Source organism: Psychrobacter sp. MES7-P7E (assembly GCF_002863645.1).
In the GTDB taxonomy this organism is placed as follows: domain Bacteria; phylum Pseudomonadota; class Gammaproteobacteria; order Pseudomonadales; family Moraxellaceae; genus Psychrobacter.
In genome coordinates this window covers 18,831-43,765 of sequence record NZ_PJBU01000096.1, presented here as the reverse complement: position 1 = coordinate 43,765, position 24,935 = coordinate 18,831, and the positions used below count along the sequence as shown (strand labels likewise).

General features: G+C 44.1%; 19 protein-coding genes and 2 tRNA genes. 8 read left to right on the top strand and 13 right to left on the bottom strand.

Annotated elements, in window-relative coordinates; genetic code table 11:
- Positions 1–42: 42 nt before the first annotated feature.
- The 10 genes from CXF62_RS07705 to CXF62_RS07660 all read right to left on the bottom strand — a co-directional run bounded on the left by CXF62_RS07705 (position 43) and on the right by CXF62_RS07660 (position 12,504).
- On the bottom strand, positions 43–1,767 hold the full coding sequence (locus tag CXF62_RS07705) for a TrkH family potassium uptake protein (RefSeq protein WP_102093706.1): 1,725 nt from the start codon (positions 1,765–1,767) through the stop codon (positions 43–45).
- Between the two features lie 421 nt (positions 1,768–2,188).
- On the bottom strand, positions 2,189–3,127 hold the full coding sequence (locus tag CXF62_RS07700) for a DMT family transporter (RefSeq protein ID WP_102093704.1): 939 nt from the start codon (positions 3,125–3,127) through the stop codon (positions 2,189–2,191).
- A 77-nt stretch (positions 3,128–3,204) separates the two neighbouring features.
- Positions 3,205–4,359 carry a flavin monoamine oxidase family protein gene (locus CXF62_RS07695; protein ID WP_102093703.1) on the bottom strand — a complete coding sequence of 385 codons (1,155 nt, stop codon included), beginning with the start codon at positions 4,357–4,359 and terminating at the stop codon, positions 3,205–3,207.
- A gap of 131 nt (positions 4,360–4,490) precedes the next feature.
- Complete coding sequence (locus CXF62_RS07690; RefSeq protein WP_102093701.1) at positions 4,491–4,913, bottom strand: Replicative DNA helicase; 423 nt, start codon at positions 4,911–4,913, stop codon at positions 4,491–4,493.
- 159 nt (positions 4,914–5,072) lie between these two features.
- Positions 5,073–5,561, bottom strand: coding sequence for a M48 family metallopeptidase (locus tag CXF62_RS07685; RefSeq protein ID WP_102093700.1), 489 nt, complete (start codon positions 5,559–5,561; stop codon positions 5,073–5,075).
- A gap of 233 nt (positions 5,562–5,794) precedes the next feature.
- Positions 5,795–7,840, bottom strand: a complete 2,046-nt coding sequence (gene betT, locus CXF62_RS07680) for a choline BCCT transporter BetT (RefSeq protein WP_102093698.1) — start codon at positions 7,838–7,840, stop codon at positions 5,795–5,797.
- A gap of 277 nt (positions 7,841–8,117) precedes the next feature.
- A complete protein-coding gene (gene betA, locus CXF62_RS07675; protein ID WP_102093696.1) occupies positions 8,118–9,818 on the bottom strand; it encodes a choline dehydrogenase in 1,701 nt (566 codons plus the stop codon).
- 118 nt (positions 9,819–9,936) lie between these two features.
- The gene (gene betB / locus CXF62_RS07670; protein WP_102093695.1) at positions 9,937–11,439 is read right to left on the bottom strand and encodes a betaine-aldehyde dehydrogenase; all 1,503 of its coding nucleotides are present in this window, start codon (positions 11,437–11,439) and stop codon (positions 9,937–9,939) included.
- A gap of 152 nt (positions 11,440–11,591) precedes the next feature.
- Positions 11,592–12,158 (bottom strand): TetR/AcrR family transcriptional regulator, encoded by a 567-nt coding sequence (locus tag CXF62_RS07665; protein ID WP_228153195.1) that lies wholly within the window; start codon positions 12,156–12,158, stop codon positions 11,592–11,594.
- Between the two features lies 1 nt (position 12,159).
- A complete protein-coding gene (locus CXF62_RS07660; RefSeq protein WP_102093691.1) occupies positions 12,160–12,504 on the bottom strand; it encodes a DMT family transporter in 345 nt (114 codons plus the stop codon).
- 487 nt (positions 12,505–12,991) lie between these two features.
- Here CXF62_RS07660 and CXF62_RS07655 point away from each other — a divergent pair.
- The 3 genes from CXF62_RS07655 to CXF62_RS07645 all read left to right on the top strand — a co-directional run bounded on the left by CXF62_RS07655 (position 12,992) and on the right by CXF62_RS07645 (position 14,624).
- Positions 12,992–13,067, top strand: a tRNA-Asn gene (locus CXF62_RS07655).
- A gap of 190 nt (positions 13,068–13,257) precedes the next feature.
- Positions 13,258–13,587: a hypothetical protein gene (locus CXF62_RS07650; protein ID WP_057761113.1), complete on the top strand. Its 330-nt coding sequence runs from the start codon at positions 13,258–13,260 to the stop codon at positions 13,585–13,587.
- A gap of 305 nt (positions 13,588–13,892) precedes the next feature.
- Positions 13,893–14,624: a hypothetical protein gene (locus CXF62_RS07645; protein WP_102093690.1), complete on the top strand. Its 732-nt coding sequence runs from the start codon at positions 13,893–13,895 to the stop codon at positions 14,622–14,624.
- A 103-nt stretch (positions 14,625–14,727) separates the two neighbouring features.
- On the opposite strand, the gene CXF62_RS07640 is transcribed toward CXF62_RS07645, so the two are convergent.
- From CXF62_RS07640 to CXF62_RS07630, 3 genes are all read right to left on the bottom strand, one after another.
- Positions 14,728–14,818, bottom strand: a tRNA-Ser gene (locus CXF62_RS07640).
- A 92-nt stretch (positions 14,819–14,910) separates the two neighbouring features.
- A complete protein-coding gene (locus CXF62_RS07635) occupies positions 14,911–16,059 on the bottom strand; it encodes a type I glyceraldehyde-3-phosphate dehydrogenase (RefSeq protein ID WP_102093688.1) in 1,149 nt (382 codons plus the stop codon).
- A gap of 159 nt (positions 16,060–16,218) precedes the next feature.
- The gene (locus CXF62_RS07630; protein WP_102093687.1) at positions 16,219–18,162 is read right to left on the bottom strand and encodes an AAA family ATPase; all 1,944 of its coding nucleotides are present in this window, start codon (positions 18,160–18,162) and stop codon (positions 16,219–16,221) included.
- A gap of 507 nt (positions 18,163–18,669) precedes the next feature.
- Here CXF62_RS07630 and CXF62_RS07625 point away from each other — a divergent pair.
- From CXF62_RS07625 to CXF62_RS07605, 5 genes are all read left to right on the top strand, one after another.
- The gene (locus tag CXF62_RS07625; protein ID WP_102093685.1) at positions 18,670–20,196 is read left to right on the top strand and encodes an acetaldehyde dehydrogenase ExaC; all 1,527 of its coding nucleotides are present in this window, start codon (positions 18,670–18,672) and stop codon (positions 20,194–20,196) included.
- 236 nt (positions 20,197–20,432) lie between these two features.
- Positions 20,433–21,461 carry an alcohol dehydrogenase AdhP gene (adhP, locus tag CXF62_RS07620; protein ID WP_185156614.1) on the top strand — a complete coding sequence of 343 codons (1,029 nt, stop codon included), beginning with the start codon at positions 20,433–20,435 and terminating at the stop codon, positions 21,459–21,461.
- 200 nt (positions 21,462–21,661) lie between these two features.
- Positions 21,662–21,988, top strand: coding sequence for a DUF779 domain-containing protein (locus CXF62_RS07615; protein ID WP_102093683.1), 327 nt, complete (start codon positions 21,662–21,664; stop codon positions 21,986–21,988).
- Between the two features lie 190 nt (positions 21,989–22,178).
- Complete coding sequence (locus tag CXF62_RS07610; RefSeq protein ID WP_228153194.1) at positions 22,179–22,784, top strand: GMC family oxidoreductase; 606 nt, start codon at positions 22,179–22,181, stop codon at positions 22,782–22,784.
- A gap of 459 nt (positions 22,785–23,243) precedes the next feature.
- Complete coding sequence (locus CXF62_RS07605; RefSeq protein WP_102093682.1) at positions 23,244–24,884, top strand: ABC transporter substrate-binding protein; 1,641 nt, start codon at positions 23,244–23,246, stop codon at positions 24,882–24,884.
- The last annotated feature ends 51 nt before the right edge of the window (positions 24,885–24,935 follow it).

The following is a 24,935-nucleotide window of genomic DNA, read 5'->3' as shown; positions in this document are numbered from 1 at the left end:
TTTTGCTATTTATTAAGAACGACTCAGTCTGTTTACGACGGATTAGTTAATCGTAATCTCTTCAGTAGGATAGCGATAATTACGTTGACGCATATTTTTTAGCAGTGCAATAAATATCGTCAGCATACTGACGCGGCCAACAAACATAATGACCGAAACCACTATTTTACTAAAATCTGATAAGTCTGCTGTCAGGTTTAAACTTAGGCCCACCGTACTATACGCTGAGAAGCATTCAAACACTACTTTAATCAAATCAAGCTCTGGCTGATCATAGCTGATGAGCGTCACGCCCGTACCGATGACCAGTAATGACAACCACATAATAGAAAATGCGCGGCGAACTGAAATCTCCGCAATCTCTCGTTTAAATACCTCTATCTTGGTCTGACCACGAGCTAGGCTCAATGTATTCAATAGCGCAATCGCAAAGGTACTGGTCTTAATACCACCACCTGTCGAGTTTGGCGACGCACCAATCCACATCAAAAATATCGTCAGCATCACCGTTGGAAAAGTCAGCTCACCCATATCAATGACATTAAACCCTGCCGTACGCGGGGTAGCCGCCGTAAAGAACCCTGTCACTAGCTTCCCAAGAAAACTGGTATGGTCAGCGAGCACATTATTGTATTCAAAGATCATCACCCCAATCAGACCGACTAGCAGTAATGCACCTGTAGTAATCAAAGTAATGCGGCTATTGATATTAAGTAACCAAGGCTGATAAATATAGCCTTGGTCATGGCGATTTATCAGCCGCTGAGCACGATAACGTAAATACCTAAGCACATTGACCACGATGGTAAAACCCATACCACCGAAGATAAATGTCATCGCCAGAATTAGCTGTAGCGAATAATTAAAACGTAGCGAATCATCGTACAAGCCAGCACTGAATGTAGAAAATCCAGCATTACAAAAAGCAGAAATCGCATGAAAGACTGAAAAGAATAGCTGCTCAGACCAGTCCATATTGGGTATGTCATAAATACTGATATAGATCAGCGCAGCCGCTACCGCCTCGACCGCAAATGTGACGTATAAGATAGACTTGAGTGTCGACACCACATCACCCATACCTCGCATATAAGACATCTCGCTGATGCTGGCTTGCGTCTCATAGCTGACACCGCCCTTAAAAAAATAACTGAAATAGGTCACAAAGGTCAAAATACCCAAACCGCCAATTTGTATCAGCCCCATAATAATAACTTGGCCAAAAGTCGTAAAATAGGTGGCAGTATCCACTACGATAAGCCCCGTCACACAAACCGCACTGGTCGCAGTAAAAAGCGCATCAACAAAAGACAGTGGCTGCGTCGTCGCATTGGGCATCATCAATAGCAATGCACCAACCAGCACTACGACTAAAAAGCTTAGAATAAAAAACTGGGCAGGATGTAGAAAGGTACGATTGAGATTGAAATTGTGATCGGAGAGTTCGCGGACGAAGGTGACAAACACCGCTATCTTTATCGCGACAAAGCCATCAACGGCAGCAGATAGGCCCGAACGTACTAAGTCCGTAAAATGCGCGGTCAATAAAATGATGATGGCAATGCTAGTCAGTGCGTCAAAGACGGCGACCTTATTAAGCGTTAATGGCTTTTTAGTATAGATATAACGGCCAGCGGTCACCATAAAGCTCAGCAAGATAATGACCAAATAGAAAATATGGAATACTTGCTGGAGCCACGTCGGTAGCGTAAAACCACTATCTAACAAGGCAATAACTACTCCGATAACACTAGGGCGTGTCCTCAATTCAAACGAGTGTCCTCTAAATGGGCTAAAAACAGCTAAATTTTGCCAAACATCGTCAAATAGTTGGTCAATATCTCGATATTATCTGCACTATTTTCCTCGTTTGACGGCAATTTATCTCATTTTTATCACCATTTTTAAAATGAGGACACGCCCTAATAAGAATCGTAAAATTATTTAATAATTGATAACGTGTGGCTGCATTCATAGCCTGAGTCCATGACAACAATAACCACGATACTTATACTCCTTTTTTGTCGTATCCACAAAAAGTGATTTAAGTTAATCGTAACCAATTATTGAGTCATAGTAGCTATTAATAAGTTAGATACTGATAACCAGAGCCAGATAAGAAGTGCGCATTAGGAAGTAACGGTTTTAATAACTCTATAGTTTGGCACTATTATCTAATGCGCAATTATTAAAATTCTTCTTTTACTTTTGCTATTTTTACGCCGCCCCATGTCACCAATGCCACGCCAATCGCAATTAAGGTGGCGCCTAAAAATAAACCTTCTGGTGGACTTTCCCTTTGCAAAAAAATAGCGACGGGTACGCCGACAATGGCCCCTACCGCACCTAACAAACTCAGCAACACGGGCCCACCTGTCTTTTGCAATAAAAATAACAGTAAAAACTGTCCAGCAAATACGCATGCTTGTATAGCTATCATGCTTAGCGGCAACCAGTTCTCTAAAGATACAGCGATAGAGAAGTCTGACATCATACTAAATAAACCTAGCAGCAGCGCTGCCGCAATCAACATACCTGGAGCGAGTGCACCAGAAGACGCATTATCAGGCCAGCGTAATGTCCGATATATATTACCAATAGCAAGTAGCACTGGACCACAAAGCGCGATTAAAATCCAAAACACACTAGAATCTGGCGCAGAGAATTTATGTATGGCTAATGCTCCTGCCCCGATGAGTGCTGCGATGACCCCAAGCGCACGAACAATATAAAATTGCTCTATACGTAGTATCAGCGCGCCAAGATACGTTAGCAGTGGCGGCAATGAGAGGATTAAGGCGACGAAACCTGCGCCCACATGAGGAATGGCAGAAAATAATAGTAAGTTGGCGGCCGCGACACTGACCAGCGCCGCGACAAAGTAATACTCTAAGCTGCGCGCATTAAGAGGAGGGAGTTCTTTTCTGATGAGCGCTATCATAAATAAAATAACAGCAGCACCAGTAATCGACCAGAACAAAAACCCTAATGGGGTCAGACCGACATCGATAGCGTACTTTGCCACATTGGTCGAGATACCAGTGAGTGCACCGCCTGCCAGTAGACAAACAAAAGGCACCAGCCAAGTGGTTTTATGAATACTGGTTTGCTTGAGCGAGTCATTCATCGACTATCCTATTGGATGATGAATTTTTGAGTCATGTTGGATGGCTCTTATAATAGTTTATAACAGCATCCTAATAGCTACTGGCGCAAAATGTCAGTAGGTAAGCTTTGTATAGCGACGGTTGCTGCATCAATTGCTCCAGCGACATAACCAGGGAACTGCGCCGACCACTCACTACCACAACCTGTTAGACAGTCTTGCCACACGCCTGTTTTTGGCTTGGATGGCGGAGCTAATGCATGCTGACCGTTGCCGCTAGCATCAGCGGGCATCGCTGTTAATGGGTCTGTTGCCCAGTCTCTGAGATATTCAGCTTTTGGAGTACTTGCCTGCTCACCAAATAGTCGCACTAACTGGGCACGGCAATGTTCTTTTAGCACCGTATCAGAGACGCTCTGACGTACTTGAGCAGGAACACCAAAGAAACCAAACAATGCTCCATCGCTCTCTAGCGTAGAGGCATCATGTATCTCAGTGAGCGGCCCTATCGCACTGCGCGCGGCACCTGAGAGACCAGCATCTCGCCAAAATGGTGACTCATAAACAGCGACGTATTTGGCATGGGGAGCCATCCAAGTGGCTGTCTCGCGCCACTGTTCACTTAAGTCTTGCGGTAGCGCTGGCTGAAATGCTATCCGACCTTCTACCAATCGAGGCGGTAACGCAAGTAGCACATGCTGCGCTCGGAACGTCGTCACATGTCCGGTCACATGCCCAGAGCTATCTTCACTCTGTACTTCGATATGTTGAGGCGTCCTGTTTAATTGCTGTACGGTTTGACTAGTCATAATGCAACTAGCATCTAGGCGAGCATATAGCGCATCAATCAAAGCGGCCATACCACCGACTAGACGCATAGAAGGTGGTGCGCTTTTATAACCTTGCATACGCACAGGTGGCTGATTGGCAATGCGCTCAACCATCATATCGCCTGCTTCGAACTGCGCAAAACGTGATAAATCTAACGACTCAATAAGCGTACTTAACTGCGTTTGATAATCCGGCCAAAACCAAGACGGTCCTAAATCAAACGCCGCGCTTGATTCTGCTTGATCGATATCAGTACTGTTATTAGTAGCATGCGCATCTGAACATTTAGCAACTGCAATGCGACCACCTAAGGTATTACGCGCCTCTAACAGTCTATACGCTATACCCTTTTGCTCTAATAAAAGGGCAGCATATAATCCACTTAACCCACCACCGACGATTACCACAGGTATGTCTTGCATATCGGATTACCCTATTTATAATCGGTTCAATATAACTTGGATATCAGGAGGCCGAGCGAAAGTAGTACAAGCAGTAGGCTGATCGAGACTGACGCCGTCCCCAATTTATAGGGGATTGACTATAAACCAAACTACTCTGCCAATAGCTTAGTAAGCATCTCATCAATCTCAACCTTGAACTCTTTATCTTCGATCTTATTGGCTGTGACTTTGGCATTTTGTAGGCTTTGGATAGCGGCTTCTTTTTCACCTGTCTCAAGCTGTAGCACCGCCATAGAAAAAGCAATCGATGACATATGGTCTTTTGAGTTAATGGCAGTAGCTTTTGCCAGTGCTTTGTCATAAATAACCAAAGCCTCATCCAAATCTTCTGTGAAATCAGCAAGTGTCTCCCACTGCTCGGGATAGTCTTTATCGGTGTTTTCATTGTCGGTACAAATGGCGTTTAATTCTGCATAAAGCGCATCAAATTTTGCTTGGTCGCCGCGACGGTCAGCCTCTAGCAGCTCTTCGGCTAAGGTGTAAATGGCTTTATATATTTTAGTATTGATCATTTTTTTCTCTATTTTTCGTGAGATAACAAAAAAATTGTGTCTCAATTTATGATTTGGCAGTTAAATTTTTAGTACAGGCAAGCTTAGCACGGTTAGCGATAACGTTGAGCGTTTTCAGACGGTGGCAAAGAGATGTTTTGACTTTATATTGCTGTCCAATCATTGCTCTTGCCAGTGCAACCATAAACGCATATCTAATTCGAGCTGATGATACTCAGGTTCCATATGACAACACAGTTGATAAAACGCCTTGTTATGATCATGTTCTTTAAAATGCGCCAGCTCATGTACCACAATCATCCGTAAAAACTCTGGCGGTGCGTCTTTGAATAGACTGGCAACTGTGATACTGTTATGGGATTTAAGCTTGCTGCCTTGCACGCGAGACTGGGTAGTATGGATACCTAGCGCATGCTTTAGTACCTTTAACTTACGGCTATAGCTGACGCTTGATAGCGGGCCAATCTTGCGCATGTATTGGTTTTTTATCTCATTGACATAGTGATAAAGCGCCTTATCACTTTGCACTTGGTGCTGGGTGGGATATTTTTTATCCAAATACTCACCCATCCGACCGTCGCTTATCATTTGCGCCGCTTGCGTTTGAATCTGCTCTGAGTAATGCGCTATGTATTTTAATCTAGTCAAAACGATATCCTTTGTCTATGTGTTAAAAGCTGTCCGCTTGTTTGATGGATTTTACCTTATATTGGCTATATGTTATCTCTAGCTTGTTCTACTTCCCATTTACCTTATTTGCCACAAAAAAACCCCATAAGCGGTAGTCAACTTATGGGGTCATTACTTATAAAAATTTCTTATAAAGACGGTCACTTATCGGCTATCGTACATATAGATTGATAGCGCGATAGTCTAGGCCATTAACGCTCTAGATGCAGATACTGCAAATGACGCTCGTACTGATTTAAGATATCGACCAATACCTGCTCTTTGGTATAACCGACCAAGTCATACTCTTGCGAGCCTTCACTTAAGAACACCTCAGCACGATAATAATGCTCTGCCTGCTTGTTTGATGTATTCAATGTAAAGTTAGGACGTTCAGCTTTGATCAAGTTAACTTCATAAACAAAGTCATCTTCATCACCATGACCGACGCGCAGTTTTAGACCGTCGACCTGACCACTGTCTTGGCCCATGCCTGCATCGATATCTTCACCGATACTGGCAAGATTATGCGCATCTAAAGAGGTTTTGAGACCGCCTGCTTTGAACTCTTTTTCGACCTCAGTCATCGCTGGCATCACCACCGTTTTTAAGAACTTTTCGACTTGCGCGTGACCTGGGAAGCTCACAATACGCTGCAAACGTGCTCTCCAGCCTTTACCGCTGTCGAGCACATTGGCAGTACCAATCGTGCTGGCTTTGCGCTTATTGCCTTCTTCTTTCAGTGACTTCCACATGGACATCATGTAGAGCACCAGAATCAAAGAGAACGGCAAACCTGCAATGACCGAAACCGATTGTAATGAGGCAAAACCGCCCGCAAACAATAATCCTAGTGTGATAAGACCTGTTGCCGCCGCCCAAAACAAACGCAACCAAACCGGTGCATCCGTGTCATTAGTCATGCCTCTTGAGCTTAGGTTGGCAAGTACCAACGCGCCCGAGTCCGCAGAGGTGACAAAGAACACCAGACCAATGATCACACCTGCAAATGACAGCACTTCGCTATAGGGGAAATATTCAAATAGCGCAAACATGCCCATGGCGGCATCATTGACGGCAGTTTCACCAAGCGCCGTTGCGCCATTGGCGACCAGATCTATCGCAGTGTTACCAAAGATAGAGAACCATGCAAAAATAAAGCCCAATGGAATGAACATCACGCCAAAGACAAATTCACGTAGCGTACGGCCACGGCTGATACGCGCGATAAATAGACCAACAAACGGTGCCCAAGCTACCCACCATGCCCAGAAAAATATCGTCCAACCTGATTTCCAGTCGGCACCGGCAGTACCGTCATAGGCATAAACATCAAAGGTTTTATAAATAATGGTTTGGAAATATTGACCAATATTTTGCGTAAAGGTGTTTAATAAATAGACTGTATTACCCATCACGAGGATGGCAAGCAATAGCAATATTGACGACAACATATTGAATTCAGACAGACGACGTACGCCTTTTTCAACACCTGTCATTGCAGAGACAGCGGCAGCGACGACCACACCGACAATGATCAGCGCCTGAACCATCTTGCTAGATTCAATACCAAAGACATGGGTCAAGCCAGCATTGGCTTGTAGCACCCCAATACCCAAACTGGTCGCAATACCCATCAACGTACAGACAACACCGAAAGTATCAATTCCATCACCTAGCCAGCCTTTGATCAGGCGTTCACCAAATATTGGCGTGAGCGGTGAGCGTAGCGCAAGTGGCATGTTTTTGCGGTAAGCAAAGTAAGCCAGTGCCATACCAATCAGCGCATAAATACCCCAGCCATGCAGACCCCAATGCAAAAAAGTCTGAGCAAGCGCTTGACGCATGGCCTCGGCGCTCGCAGGCTCTAGGCCAGTATGCGGCGTTAAATAATGCATCAATGGCTCTGATGCCCCAAAAAATAGCAGATCAATACCGATACCCGCTGAAAACAGCATGGCTGCCCACGCTAAAAACGGAAACTGCGCTTTTTCGTGGTCTTGACCCAGCTTAATATCGCCATATTTAGAAAAACCAACGAACAAAGCAAAGATACTATAAGCGGCAACCACCAACATATAGTACCAGCCAAACTTATCTGATACCCAAGCCATGCTTGAACTCAGTAAGGTCTCACTATAATCTGGAAAAGCAATGGTCCAGATTATCAATAAAATAGAAATAATAGCCGAACCTAAAAACACAGTTTTATTTAGGCTCAACGGTTTCGTCACATCTTGTGATGGCGAACTGTACATAAAAGACCTCAAATAGGTAAATTAAACAGTGTCCGATATTGCTTTGTCCGGCATAGTATTATGACTTTTGACCACATAACTTATACTTAACCGCATGACGCACAAAGCAGTACCAATGAATAAAAGCGAATAAAATGATAAATAGCACCTATATATGACATACATTGCGCTCATATATTGACGCTGATAAAAAAGGCCTTTACGTTGAAAGGCCATTATTTTGGAGTTATCTGATATCGTTCTTTATTTAGCAGCATATTTTATGCTGACTTGTCATTTACACCGTTGGGAGATAATCGCGCATTGGCTCAGCGCGTAGCGGCGCTCCATTGGCCACATAATAATCTGCCGTAGAGCGCGGCAATTGTACGCCTTTCATTTTATCAACGATTTTTTCGGCCAGCATGATGGTGGTGGCGTTGAGATTACCACTAATGATATTTGGCATGATAGAGGCATCGACGACTCGCAAGCCATCAATACCATGTACCAGACCTTCGCCGTTTACCACCGAATCATTATCTTCACCCATCGCACAGGTACAAGATGGATGATAAGCCGTCTCACTATGATTGCGTACGTATTCATCTAATTGGGCGTCGGTGACCAAATCATCGGTCGGTGCAATCGCACGACCACGATAAGGGTCCAGTGCTGGCTGATGCATGATTTCACGCGTGATACGCATTGCAGCACGGAACTCTTGCCAGTCTTGATCATGCGACATGTAGTTAAACAAGATACTTGGATGTGCTTTCGGATCACGTGATTTTAGCTTGACGCGGCCACGGCTTGGTGAGCGCAGCGAGCCAACGTGTGCTTGGAAGCTATGTGATTTCACAGCACTACGGCCATCATAGCGTACAGCTAGTGGCAAGAAGTGATACTGAATATTTGGATGGGTAAACTTCTCATCCGTACGGATAAAACCGCCGCCTTCGAATTGGTTAGACGCACCAAGACCTGTGCCATTGAATAACCATTCTGCACCAATCGCAGGCTTATTCCACCATTTATTGGCAGGCGCGATTGACACTGGCAGTTTGCATTCATACTGCATATATAGCTCTAAATGGTCCTGTAAGTTATTACCGACACCTGGCAGATCCAATATTTCAGTCACGCCAGCATCTTTTAGCCACTGGCCAGGACCGATACCTGAACGCTGTAGCAGTTGCGGTGAGGCAATCGCACCAGATGAGACAATCACTTCACGAGCGGCATGGAAATTTTTGGTCTGGCCTTCGTGTTCGACTTTGACACCGACAGCGCGCTTGCCGTCAAATAAAATCACATCAGTCAATGCACCCGTCAAAATCGTAATATTGCTACGTGGTTTGGCACGATCAAGATAGCCGCGAGCTGTTGATGCACGGCGACCGTTAGGCGTCACGAATCGATCCATCGGACCAAACCCTTCTTGCTGATAGCCGTTTAGATCTTCGGTACGTGGATAGCCAGCTTGTACACCCGCTTCAATCATAGCTTGGAACAGTGGATTAACCCCTGGCTTTGAGGTGGTCATTTCAACAGGACCGCCCACGCCGTGATAGTCATTTTCGCCAGCGTCACAGTTTTCTAGCTTTTTGAAGTACGGCAGGCAATCCGAATACGTCCAGTCTGATAGGCCTTTTATCTTAGACCAGTCATCAAAATCTAGCGCATTACCACGGATGTAGCACATACCGTTAATCAGTGATGAACCACCTAGCCCTTTACCGCGGCCACAGTCCATGACACGGTTATTCATATATGGCTCAGGATCTGTCTTATAACCCCAGTTATAAGTCGTCCCTTGTAGCGGCATAGCAAGCGCAGCTGGCATTTGGGTACGGAAGTCAAAACGATAATCTGGACGACCTGCTTCTAACAGCAGTACTTTAATACTGGCATCTTCGGTCAGACGCGTGGCCAGCACATTTCCTGCTGAGCCTGCTCCAACAATAATATAGTCATGCTCAGGTGTGGTTGATGTCATAACATACTCCATAATATTGAAAAAACATAAATCGTTTAGGGTCAGTAAGGTGTCCTAAAAAGGCTAAATAAAAGCTAATAAGAAACCTTACTGGCTTCGTTTTTCTCAATAAGATTGATTAAAAGACAGATTCAAACGCACCCAACTCTACTTGGATAGATTTGGTCTGAGTATAGTGTTCGAGCGCTTCGATACCGTTTTCGCGGCCGATACCAGAATGCTTATAGCCGCCTACTGGCATTTGTGCTGCCGACTCGCCCCACGTATTCAACCAGCAGATGCCAGCTTCGATCTGAGCGATGACTCGATGCGCGCGTTTTAAATCTGCAGTCACAACCCCAGCTGCCAAGCCGTAATCGGTATCATTGGCACGGCGAATAACTTCTTCTTCGGTCTCGTAAGTCAATATCGACATCACTGGGCCAAAGATTTCTTCGCGTACGATAGTCATATCGTCCGTGCAATCAGTGAATACTGTCGGTGCGACAAATGCGCCGTTGGCAAGCTCATTCGTTGTAACGCGCTCGCCACCTGTTAGCAGACGTGCGCCGCCTTTTTTACCTTGTTCGATATAGCCAAGCACGCGCTCCATATGCGGGAAGCTAACCAGTGGACCCATATTGATGTTCTCATCCATAGGGTCGCCTAGTTTAATACGCTCAACACGGGTTAGGATGGCTTTCTCAAACTTCGCTTGTAACGCTTTCGGGACAAATACGCGTGTGCCATTGGTACATACCTGACCAGTACTGTAGAAGTTGGCCATCATAGCGATGTCAGCAGCGGTATCGATATCTGCGTCATCAAATATGATCAATGGCGATTTACCACCAAGCTCTAAGGTTACGTCTTTTAGAGATGAGCTTGCCGCGCTCGACATGACTTTTTTACCAGTTGGTACGCCACCTGTGAACGATACTTTTGCGATATCTGGGTGTTCAGTTAGCGCCTGACCCACTTCATAGTTACCTTGTACGACGTTAAACACACCATCTGGCAATCCAGCTTCTGTCAATATTTCTGCCAGTTTTAGTGCTGTCAATGGTGTCACTTCTGATGGCTTAAAAATCATCGCATTACCAGCAGCTAGTGCAGGCGCCGCTTTCCACATCGCGATTTGAATAGGATAATTCCATGCGCCAATACCTGCGACCACGCCTAGTGGCTCACGGCGAGTGTATACAAAACTAGTATCACGTAATGGAATCTGACGACCCTCAATCATCGGTGCCAGCCCTGCATAGTATTCAACGACATCAGCACCAGTGACGATATCGACGTACTTCGTCTCAGAGTAGGCTTTACCTGTGTCTTTGGTCTCAAGTAGTGCCAACATATCATTGCGATCGCGCAATATCTCAACAGCCTTTGATAAAATGCGACCACGCTCGACCGCTGTCATCGCCGCCCAAACTTTTTGACCTTTATGTGCAGCTTTTACGGCCTCATCAATCTGCTCATTGCTGGTTTGCTGAATCGTTGCCAAGACTTCACCAGTGGCTGGATTGATATCTTCAAAAGTCGTCAGCGACTCATCTACCGCTAGATAGCGCCCGTTGATATAGGCTGTTTGCACTTGGTCTAAATCGATAATATCTGTCAAATTGTTAATATCAGTCATAAATTCTCCTTAGGACGATTGGCAAAAGTAGCTATATAAAGATACTCAGGCCGAATAGTGTCGTCGTTAGTTAAGTTGCGAAATTTAGTCTTTAAGAAATTTAGTCTTTAAATAGTAAAATAAAAATTATTTTATAAATCAGCATCGTTTTATTAGTCAAAGTCTTGTTGCGTCATTTTTATCAGGCGATCACGTAATGATTGTTTGTCTGCGATATCGATACCTGAAAAGTCTGAGAGCCAAATACCGTCAGCGACAAGGCGAACCATACATAATGTTTCAGTATTATCCGTTGCCGCATGTTTTTTGAGTTGCTCATTTGCCCATTTAGCCCACAACTCACGCAGCTCACTATCACCTAGCATCAGCACATATAAGGTTGCTTGATTATCGTATTCTTCCTGCCCTTGCTCGCCGAGACTGATGGTGGCGTCTATGTAAGCGCGGGTAAATGAACCGTACTTAACAGGATCGTCAGCCATTGCTGCGTTTACTTCTGCCTCAAACTTAGCCATTGCATCATTGAAGACTTCTAGCACGAGTGCGTTTTTGGTAGAAAAATGATGCATCACACCACCCTTTGTCACCCCAACCGCATCAGCGACCGCCTGAAAAGTCACTTTAGATAAGCCCTGCTCCAATGTGATACGTGCTGCTTGATCTAACAACGCACGACGAATGACTTCTGGCTGTTTTTTACGCTTATAAGCATTTTCCATATCAATGCACCACAGAATTAGACAATAAGTTCATCACAACAACACCGCCGACGATCATCGCGATACCGACCACTGCTGCTGTATCAAGATTTTGCTTGAATAGCACCACACCAGCAAGTGATGTCAGTACGATTCCGAGTCCGCCCCACAGCGCGTACGCAATACCTAGCGGTATGGTCTTAAGCGTCTGAGCCATTAGATAAAATGAAACCGCATAGAGCGCGCCCATCATCAAAGTTGGCACCAAACGGGTGAACTGCTCTGACTTCATCAAAAAAGTAGTGCCGATCACTTCACAAATGATGGCAATGGCTAAGTAACCATAAGCAATAGTAGTAGGACTCATCTTTAGAACACCCGCTTTCGTTCAACGCATGCTATGAAAAAACATAGCAAAGAAACCACATGGTCGGTATTTTATAGAAATCTACTGCCAATGTGAAGGGCTGTCTTGCAACTTTATTGTGTCAAACGGTATCGCACCACCCTTGTATTCAAAAACACAAAGCCTTAAATCCAGTTTTACTTTGCCGAATCTACGTCTGGTTCTATATTCTTATCGTTTGTCCTATGTGCCATATGAAATTTTCTGAAAATAATTTTTATTTCTAAAGCACATTTATCGTCATTTTCTATTGAGTTCTATCTTGAAATAGCCTATCTGATAAGGGATTGGCGTTAATTTTCAATAATTGCGATAATATTTATAATTAAACGCATAATAAGGTTGACAGCCTGTAGTGACTTGGCTAAAATGTGCCCCACATAACGCAAACAAGCTAATTAACTGCTTTAATATAAAGCATCAATAACTTGCTGTTATGACCAGCTATTCTCCAATAGCTCAGTTGGTAGAGCAACGGACTGTTAATCCGTGTGTCCCTGGTTCGAGCCCAGGTTGGAGAGCCATATACTAAAAACCTTCATCATAATTTGATGGAGGTTTTTTTATTGCTGCGTCTTTTATATTTACTTCTAATAATATTAGCACGGCTGTGGTGTTCTTTTAGACATTTTTGTTGTATGGTAAGATTAGTTTTGATTGGGTTCGTTTTTGTTTGAGTGCTTCGCTCTTACTCACTAAAAGTAATGGTTTATTATGATACCTGTACGTATAAAAAATAAGTTTTCTGATCATCCGCAAAAAATCATGCGCCCGATTAGTATTCGTTTGTCTGAAGAAATGATTGGCCTATTAGAAACGACGTCATCAGACTTAGGCTTTAAACGTATTCAAGGGCTTATTCGTCTTTATATTCGTCAGGGCTTGGATCGTGACCATCAGGATTATACGCTTGCCCATGATGAAGTATTCATCGAAACGCTACGTAAGCGCGGCGTTAGCCAACATATTATTGATGAAGCGATTGTAGTAACGCATAATAACAACATCACTCATCCGCTATCTGAGTTGCAAGACAACGATTAAACAATTAATAGTATCATTGCTAAATCGCATTGAAATAGAAAAGACCGAGTTTGCTAAAGCGAGCTTGGTCTTTTTTTGTGGCTGTTATAAAAGTTAAGGCTTTACTGATTCTTCTCTAACTCTCTTCTTGCTACGCCCTGCTTCCATCTAATCTACAGTAAATACGTTTTTAAGTACTCTGCGATATTTGCGGTTTTAGTTAGCCATAACTAAACACAACAGAGGTTTAAACAAGGTATATTAAGGATATAGTCGTGACTATTTATAAGGTTTCAACATAATAAAGATCTGCAAGGAGGGGTACGATGACGGGCTTACATCAGCGTTTCAACAAAACTTTGTTTTCAACCATGACGGTAGCAATACTAGTGATTGCGACTGGCTGCTCATCGCCGCAGACTGATCCAAGTAAAACAACCATACCGACAGATTCAGACCAATGGCAAAAAAAGCTAGGACAAACTTTTGAGCAACTGTCTGAGGCTGATCAACAAGTACTCAGCCGATATATGCTACGTATGAAATTGAGCGATGCCTATGAATCAGGAGCCATGCCGCGCACCACTATCAAGCAGGCGCTAATACAACAGCGTGAATACGAGCGTCTGCATCCAAACAACCCAACGGGCAAGAAAAGCCCTATTGTCAAAGGTCAGGCAGCTCATGCTACCGCACAGATGTACCCTGTCGCCCTATTACCTGTGAAAACCAGTGATAGCGATAGCTTAAATCAAGTCAAAATGCAGTTTATGCTATCCAATCATGGCAAAGGCGCGATAAAAAGCTTTAAAGGGACGCTGACCATGAAGGATGCCAACCTGACAAAGGGCAAAAACTTTAATGTGCCTTTGACAACGTTTGATCCACCTATCGCACCAGAGCAGTCTGGCAAAATTATTATTGAAAGCAGCATTGAGGATATCAATGTCATGCGCGCTATCAAAAATGCTAGTGGCATCACTATCGAAATTAATAAAGGTACACTTACCTTAGCAGACGATCAGACAATCGAATTTGAAAACTCACTGGTGAAGTAGCTGTATAACCTACTGTTGAGGATTTTATAGAAGGTACTAATTAATACTTTATTAATACCATAAAAAAAGCCCCAATCATTGCTGATTGGGGCTTTTTCGAATTTGGCGGAGACGGAGAGATTCGAACTCTCGAAGGGCTATTAACCCTTGTCGGTTTTCAAGACCGGTGCATTCAACCGCTCTGCCACGTCTCCATTGGTGCATCATTATATAGATATCATTTTATAATGCAAGCCCCTAAACTAAAAAAATTCAATTAATTTTAGAATACTTATAAATTGATGCATTATCGCTTGCTTGAGGCCAGATGTAAGCACATATCGAGCAACCTATTGGCATAGCCCCATTCGTTGTCATACCATGCAAAAACCTTATATTGACCGCCTACTTGCATAAGCTGCTGACCATCAATGATAAGCGACTCAGTCTGGTGAATAAAATCACTAGATACCAGTGGCTCATCGGTATAAGCCATGATGTCATGCAAATGCGCCTGACTGGCAGATTTAAGTATCTCTCGCACTGTCTCAACATCAACATCTGGCGTATCAAATACAAAGGTGACATCAATCGCAGCCACATCGATAGTGGGCACCCGTATCGAATGACCGTTTATTTTGCCGACCATAGCAGGTAGCACCCGCTCTGTCGCAGCGATACTACTGGACGTCGTTGGGATAATATTGTAGCCAGAAGCGCGCGCCCGTCTGGGATCTCGATGTGCTTGATCTAGCACTGTCTGATCAGCGGTAACTGCATGAATCTCTGTCATCATGGCGGACTGCACACCGAACGCCTTATCTAGCGTATCAATCAACGGCACTAATGCCTGCGTGGTACAAGAAACACTAGAGATAATCGGTAGCTCAAGCGTGAGCGCATCGGTATTCACGCCCATCACGATACAGGCATCCACATCGTCAAATGGCGCGGCACCGATAATTACTTGCTGCGCGCCAGCGGCAATATGTAGCGTCGCCTGCTCATACGAGCGAAAATGCCCAGTACATTCTAAAACCACATCGACACCCAGCGCCTGCCAAGGTAAATTTTTGGGATCAGGCTCTGATAGCATATTGATGCAGTAGGTCAGATTGTTTTTGGTGAGACAGAGCTCAGTCTTGCTCATATCACCTGACTCACTCTCTACAATCTCAGCATTGACCCCTAATCGACTGAGGCGGCCATGTGTGCTGTCAAACTTCAATAAATGCAATAAGATATCCGCTGGCGCTAAATCATTAATTGCCACTACATGAATCGCACGGCCCAACACTTCAAAGCGCTCTAACAAAGCACGAAGTACATTGCGCCCTATACGACCAAAACCATTGATAGCCACTCTAAGTGGCTGTGAGTGCTCACCAGTGGTACGATACGTCGCCGCTATCGGGTCAGAGGTCAATTGATAAGTAGCGCTCGAAAAATCAGGCATAACATCGGACATAAAGGGTATCGCTATAAATGGGGGTAAAAACTGAGCGTTATCACGTTGAGTGCGCTAATGATTGCTGAATACTAAAAAATAGTAAAATTAAAGCCTATAAAAATAAAGGTAACAAAGTTATAGGCAATAAAATTATAGGCAGCAAAACTATGGGGTGATAAAAATCAATGCGAGGCGAATGGTATTGTAGTCAATGCTTTGCTTGAGATGATCATATATCGGACGCAGCTTGATGCTACCGTCATCATTGAAGTCATTTGGATTATTGGCGACTTTAATGGCGACATAGGCATTACCTACGGCTGTCATCACCTCATCATCTGGACGCAGATGATCGCAGGCAAGACTCGGATCTTGTGATTTTAGCTCACCGATATGGCGCATGATGGTCGATTGTGACAATTGACGTGCTTCTGAAATCTCCGCAATGGTCAAACTCTCCTCCAATAACACTCGGGTTGCACGCAAGGTGCTTTCTGACTTATCAGTGACCTGATTGCCTAATTTCTGTTTTTTATCGATTTTCGCTTGCTGTTGTTCGCGTCGCTTCTTTTGTAGGGTGGCGTAAGCATCGATTACCGACTTGCTCAATGTCCCACCTGACTTTAAGACGAATTTTTCATGTGCCTGCTGCATGCTTTCTTCATCTAGCATCGCATAGTTGGCATCCGCTTCTTCAGACAGTACTAGAAACCGCTTGTCTGCGCCGCGAGCCAATGGATCGAGTTGCAAGCTCATGTCGTTCATACCCAGCAGCTGTAGACCTGATAGCGATTTGAGGCGTGATAATGCCACATAGCCTTGTCCCAGCTCAAAAGTACGCGACAAATCGATTTCAGCCGCATCGAGGGTCATGCCCTGCGATTTATGAATGGTGATTGCCCATGCTAGACAGAGCGGTACTTGTAAATAACTTGCCAGCACATCGCCCGTTTCATCTTCGATAATCCACTCTTCAGGTTCAGCGATGACTTCACGTCCGGAGTTTAGTCTAACCACAGGCATTTTTTGCGTCGCCGCTTTCTTTGCTTTTGGCTTATCGGCTTCTTTTTTTGCAGCGCTTTTTTTACCCTTGGTCGTCTTTTTATCAGTGGTTTCGTCAATGTCTTCACTGTCCGCATCAGTGTCATTTTCGATCAATGCCTCACTACTGTCTTTATCCTCTATCTTGACAGCAGCAAACCCAATCAACTCGCCCATCGTCCCGTTAGAGACACCGAGCTCAGCATTATTCTTGATAAACATTACCTTTGCGCCGACTTTGAGAATCAGCTCGTCCTGGGTTCGCACGGTCTTTTTTAGCGTTTCAACCAGCTTACTATCGCCTGTCGCTGTCGCCTCAAAACGCATCATCTCGCCATCCAGAGATGCCAGTTCTTTGTCATTAATTTTATTGACATTGAGATTGTGGGTATAGAGACGCGTACGTTTGATATCGACACTTTGATCATACGTTGCTTCTAAAGCGGCAATCGCCTCAAAGGTTACTTCCTGACGGCGAATCTGGTTAAGAATATCGTCTAAATCGAGTCCACCATTGGCAGCATCGCTCACTTGACGATGCTGCTCAGACAAGTAGCAAATATGGAACTTGGCATCGAGCCACGCCTCAGACATAAAGGCGAACTTTTCACGATTCGTCTCACCTTTACTGCCAATCGGTGGTAACTGAAAAAAGTCTCCTGCGACGACAACCTGAATACCGCCAAACGCTTTGTCATTTTTGCGAATGTGCTTGAGCACTTGGCTGACCAAGTTAAGCTGTTTGGCATGTAACATTGATATCTCATCGATAACCAATACCGCAGTATCTTTCAATCTGTCTGCTAAGAACTGCTTGCGTGACAAGGTAGACAAATCTCGATCAGTGAGCTCATCTTTGATACCGATGCCTGACCAACTATGAATCGTCGTACCGTTCATGTGCGTGGCAGCAATACCCGTACTGGCTGTCACCGCAACAGGGACGCGGCGGGCGCGTAAATAATCGATGTATTGATTGAGAGTATAAGTCTTACCTGAACCTGCTGAGCCGGTCAAAAAGACGTTTTGACCTGTTTTTAGGATATCAAGAGCAGAAGATTGACGCATAGATTCAAACCAGCCAGTAATGTGAAAAAAGAGAATAATAAAACCATCATCATAATGGAAAAAAACGCAACATTTGCCTAAAATCACCTAAAATTTGCGGGCTGTGCAACCTTGAGGTATCGACAATAAAATAAACAATTGTCAATAGAATATTTATAAAAAATGCTTTATTTTTTATAAATGCAAAAAATCAATAGCTTATCTTTTAATTTTGTCCGTAAAGTATCTGCTTTGATCATAAATACCAAGCCTATGCATTCTAGGCTTTACAGCAATAAAATCATGGCCATTAAAGCAAACTTCCTGTTATGTGTTAACTCATCAGTCATTATAAAATTTTAGTATGATTATCAGCAGAAGCCGAGTAGTATGGAACGTGTACAGAGAGCAATTGATGTTAATCAATCACAACATCAACTGATATTGTTTTGCGATAACAGATATTAGGATAGATAAAATTGCGCTTGTATTATCCGATAAAACAAACAACACAACAAGGAGTGTTTCATGCTGTATGCAAATCCCAATACGGAAGGTAGTCCTGTTCAGTTCCGCGAAAAATACGATAACTTTATTAATGGTGAGTGGACCGCTCCTATCGATGGAGAGTATTTTGATAACACAAGCCCCATCGATGGTAAAACTATTTGCCAAGTAGCCCGCTCAAAAGAAGCCGATATCGAAAAAGCCCTAGACGCGGCGCATGCTGCCAAAGACGCATGGGGCAAGACCAGTGTTACTGAACGTGCCAACTTGTTACTCAAAATTGCTGACAGCATGGAAGCCAACCTAGAAGCGATTGCGATTGCCGAATGTTACGAAAACGGCAAACCTGTTCGTGAGACACTCGCAGCCGACATCCCTCTAGCCATTGATCACTTCCGTTATTTTGCCAGCGCCATTCGCGCACAAGAAGGCGGTATCAGTCAGATTGACGAAGACACTGTGGCTTATCATTTTCATGAGCCACTTGGTGTCGTCGGTCAAATCATTCCTTGGAACTTTCCTATCCTAATGGCCGTTTGGAAGCTAGCACCTGCCCTTGCTGCTGGTAACTGTGTCGTTCTAAAGCCAGCCGAACAAACGCCAGTTTCTATTCTGTTCATGTTAGAGACCATCGGCATCGCTGATATTTTACCAAAGGGTGTACTGAACGTCGTCAATGGCTTTGGGGTCGAAGCGGGTAAGCCACTTGCGTCAAATCCGCGCATCAATAAAGTTGCCTTTACAGGTGAGACTACCACTGGCCGCCTCATTATGCAGTACGCGAGCGAAAACATCATTCCAGTGACGTTAGAGCTTGGTGGCAAAAGCCCTAACATCTTCTTTGCCGATGTTATGGATGAGGACGATGACTTCTTGGACAAAGCGGTCGAAGGTCTAGTGATGTTTGCACTGAACCAAGGTGAAATCTGCACCTGTCCATCGCGGGCACTCGTTCATGAGAGCATCTATGATGAGTTTATCAAACGCTGTATCGCCCGTGTCGAGGCCATCAAAATGGGCAACCCACTCGATACCGACACCATGATTGGCGCGCAAGCCAGCTCAGACCAACTAGAGAAAATTTTATCTTATCTCGACATCGGTAAAAAAGAAGGCGCAAAAGTGCTCGTCGGCGGAGAGCAAGCTAAGCACGATGGCGACTTGACAGACGGTTACTACGTCAAACCAACGATCTTTGAAGGCACCAACGATATGCGCGTGTTCCAAGAAGAGATCTTTGGACCTGTCCTTGCCGTGACTACTTTTAAAGACGATGACGAAGCCATGCAGATTGCCAATGACACCTTGTATGGTTTAGGCGCTGGTGTATGGACCCGTAGTGTACACAAGGCATATCGCTTCGGACGTGGTATCCAAGCAGGCCGCGTATGGACCAACTGCTATCATATTTATCCATCACATTCGGCGTTCGGTGGTTACAAACAATCTGGTATCGGACGTGAAAACCATTTAATGATGCTCGACCACTATCAGCAAACCAAAAACATGCTGGTGTCGTACAGTCAGAAAAAAATGGGCTTCTTCTAAACCATCATTTCTAATCATGGAGCGGGTTATCACAAGTGTTACATAGCCCGCTCGCTACAACGATCTAAATAAAAAACTGAGACGAATTTTTATATCCTCTAATGCGCTTAGGCGCACAGCAGGAAAAATTTGTAGCAGTCTTGCGTTCAAAATAAGGTGTTTGCATATTTTGAATGCAATATCGCAACAACTTTTTATATCAACATTTATCAATCACCCATAAAAGAGAGCTTATTATGACTAACAAAATGAAAGCCGCTGTATTACATGAGTTCGGTCAAGACTTAAAAATCGAAGAAGTCGACATTCCAACCGCAGGTGCTGGGCAAATAGTTGTCAAAATGCACGCCTCAGGCGTCTGTCATACTGATTTACATGCAGTTGAGGGGGACTGGCCTGTTAAGCCAAGCCCGCCATTTATCCCAGGTCATGAAGGTGTTGGCGTGATCACGGCGGTCGGTGACGGCGTAACTCATGTCAAAGCAGGTGATCGCGTTGGTGTGCCATGGCTATACTCTGCTTGTGGTCACTGTACGCATTGCTTGGGTGGCTGGGAAACCTTATGTAAAAAGCAAGAAAACTCTGGTTACTCAGTGAACGGTAGCTTTGCAGAATACGTCCTTGCAGATGCCAACTATGTTGGCATTATTCCTGAGAGTGTCGACTCCATTGAGATTGCCCCTGTTTTATGTGCGGGCGTCACGGTATATAAAGGTCTTAAAATGACCGACACCAAGCCAGGCGACTGGGTTGTTATTTCAGGTATCGGCGGCCTTGGTCACATGGCTGTACAATATGCCATTGCCATGGGGCTCAATGTTGCTGCTGTTGATATTGATGACGAAAAACTTGAATTCGCCAAAAAGCTGGGGGCAACAGTGACGGTAAATGCCAAAAATACAGACCCAGGCGAGTTGCTACAAGAAGAGATCGGTGGCGCTCATGGCGTGTTAGTCACTGCAGTATCATCAAAAGCTTTTGATCAAGCCTTAAGCATGTTACGTCGCGGTGGTACTTTAGTATGTAACGGACTCCCCACTGGCGACTTCCCGGTGTCAATCTTTGATACTGTACTCAATGGTATCACCATACGCGGCTCTATCGTTGGCACACGTCTTGACTTACAAGAGTCGCTAGATATGGCAGCGGCTGGCAAAGTCAAAGCGACCGTCAAAGCTGAGCCGTTAGAGAACATCAATGATATTTTTGAGCGGATGCGTAATGGCAAAATCGAAGGTCGTATCGTCATCGACTATAATCAATAACGGATAGTAAAATGACAGTGTTATAAGCTTATTACGTAGTTATTCCAACTGTCAATTATCAGCCGAAGGTCGTATCTTTTTAGTCATATGCCAGTTGTGATGTGTCTGAAGATGATGCGACCTTTTTGATTTGACTGTGGCATACTGATACTAGAGAGCAATTATATAAACCATGGATGGGCCATAAGAAGGAGTACGATATGAAACTGGCAGCAACAGAATCTTGTGAAGCGTTAATTGAGCTACTAAAGTCCAAGCACGGTGAGCTGATGTTTCATCAATCAGGTGGCTGCTGTGACGGTAGCTCGCCCATGTGCTATCCATTAGGAGAGTTTAAGGTAGGCGGTCAGGATGTGTTGGTTGGCGAGCTTGCTGGCTGTCCATTTTATATGGGCAAGGCACAGTACAATTTATGGCAGCATACCGATCTCACTATTGATGTCGTCAATGGTCGCGGTGCGAGTTTTTCGTTAGAAATCCCTGAAGGCAAACGCTTTATCGTACGCTCAGAAATCTGTGCGATATAAGCACGTTTGACGCAAAGCTAGGTAGCATTAATCTTACCTAATGTACCGAATATAACAGTCTTCGCTTGTCCTACGATATTGACGCAAACAGATACCGCAGAGTCATTTTTATTTTATTATTTCAGCAGAATAATAGTTACTGTAAAGCGTACCCTATTTTAATTAGCATGGATGCTATAAGGAATATAAAATGGAATTTGACATATTAGTAGAAATGGGTGCCTTCTTTAGTGTGAGTGATGCACCAAAAGAGTGGCCGAATACCCAGTTGCATTTCGTCATCTCACGCGTGATCGAGCATGGCCGCGATCTAAGACGTGGATTTGCTGTTTCTTGTCAAAGTTGCTACTTACGACCTGAGAGTCGCGGTACGGTGAGACTGGAATCAGCTGATCCCTCTGCTGCCGTCTTGATCGATCCAAACTATCTGTCGCATCCAAAAGATGTAGAGTATATGGTTGCCGGTGCCGAGCGTACTCGCGCCATCATGCAAGAGTCTGCACTCGCTAAGTACATTACTGAAGACTACCCTGCCCCTTACCTCGAAAAAGACGGCATGCTCGGCTATATCAGAAATAAGTCAGATACCATCTATCACCCAGTAGGCACTTGCCGCATGGGCTCAGATGACAGCTCTGTGGTTGATTTGGAATTAAAGGTACGAGGTGTGAGTGGATTGCGAGTTATCGACGCTTCAGTGATGCCAACGCTTATTAGCGCCAATACCAATGCGCCAACTATCATGATTGCCGAAAAAATAGCCGATCTCATTAAGGCAATTCATAGCCCTGTTTAGTGCTGCGTTGGACAAACGGATTATAGCTGAGTACCTCAAAGAGACATGGCTTTATTATTTCTAATTGTTTACATCTAGTAAAATTGTAACTAATTAGTAATCTAAAAATATGCCTCTTTGCTATTTAGAATGAATAAACAAAAAACAATATAATCTAGTATTTAATGTCTTATTGATGCTAAACACGGTAAAACCGTGCATTTTTTATCAAAACTAGTCTATTTATCGCTTGCATTACCACAGATTAAGAGAGTATATTCGAACGACTTGTTTATATTTTTAGTTTCCATCTATATAATTTAAAGTTATGACAAGCTTTAATATGTTTTATTTTGTATATAAGAAACATTATATAGATAGATGCTTTAGAGGTCACTAAACGCTCTTTTATCGTATTTATGCTCGAGCACGAACATATGGATACATGAGTACCTACCTACCATTACATAGGATGTAATAATGCAAAAATCACTCTTCAAACTTACGATGTTGGCGACGTTTGTCTTAGGTATCAGCGCCTGTAGTGGAGACAACAAAACTACCGATGATTCTGCTGCTAGCTCAGATGCCAAAGCCGCCAAAACATTGCTCTATTGCTCAGAAGGTAGCCCTGCTGGATTCGATCCAGCGCAATATACTTCAGGTACGGATTTTGATGCGAGTGCCTTCCCTATCTATAATGGCTTGGTAGAATTTAAAAGAGCAGAGACTGAGATTCAGCCAGGACTTGCTGAAAGTTGGGATATTAGCGAAGACGGCAAGACTTATACCTTTAATCTACGCAAAGGGGTTAAATTCGGTACAACTGACTACTTTACTCCAACTCGCGATTTCAACGCGGATGACATTGTCTTCACGCTAGAACGTATCACTGACCCAGACTTTGAATTTAACAAAGCTTATCCTGCTGAATTCCCATATTCAGTCGGCATGGGACTACCTGATATTATCTCTAATATCGAAAAAGTTGACGACTATACGGTAAAAATCACTCTTGGCGAAACCAATGCGCCGTTTCTACAGAACCTAGCGATGCCTTTTGCTTATATTGGTTCTGCTGAGTACGCAGATCAATTGCTAGCCTCTGGCAATGCTGCTGATATCAATACTAAGCCAGTCGGTACTGGACCTTTCGTCTTTACCTCATATCAAAAAGACGCGCAAATTCGTTATACCAAAAACCCAGATTATTGGAACAAAGACGACATCTATATCGACAACCTAGTGTTTGTCATCACTAAAGACTCAGCAGTCCGTGCCCAAAAAGTGCAAGCTGGCGAATGTCATGTGTCCGCTTATCCAAAACCTGCCGAAATCGAATCTGTCAAAAAATCAGGTAAGGCCACTGTTCTCGATCAGCCTGGCTTCAACGTCGGCTATGTCGGTTATAACGTAGAAAAACCTCAACTGAGCGAGCTTAAAGTGCGTCAAGCATTAGATATGGCGATCAACAAAGACGCTATTATTAACGCGGTTTATCAGAGCGAAGGCCTCAAGGCAACCAACCCAATGCCGCCAACGCAGTGGGGCTATGACGAGTCACTTAAAGACGCGCCTTACGACGTCGAAAAGGCAAAATCACTAATCAAAGAAGCTGGCGCAGATAACCTTTCTATCAATCTATGGTATATGCCAGTTCAGCGTCCGTACAACCCAAATGCCAAGCTAATGGCTGAAATGCTACAAGCAGATTGGGCGAAGATTGGCGTCGATACCAAGCTTGTGACTTATGAGTGGGGCGAGTACCTAAAACGCGCTGCTAAAGGCGAGCCTGATGTCATTCTAGCCGGCTGGACTGGCGACAATGGTGATCCAGACAACTGGCTTGGCTCATTACTGTCTTGTGACGCAGTCGGTGGCAATAACTACTCGCGCTGGTGTAACAAAGACTTCGATAATTTGGTGACCAATGCCCGTCAGATTAACAATCAAGATGAGCGTGTCAGTGAATATGAACAAGCTCAGCAAATATTCAAAGAGCAGCTTCCTTGGACAACAATGGCACACTCGGTAGTGACCGTATTCACCGCACCAAACGTTGTCGATTATAAAATCAGCCCACTTGGCTCAATACGCTTTGATGGTGTAAAAGTTGAATAACCTTGACTGATTAATTCCGTTACGACATAAGCAACTTATTCATTTTATTCA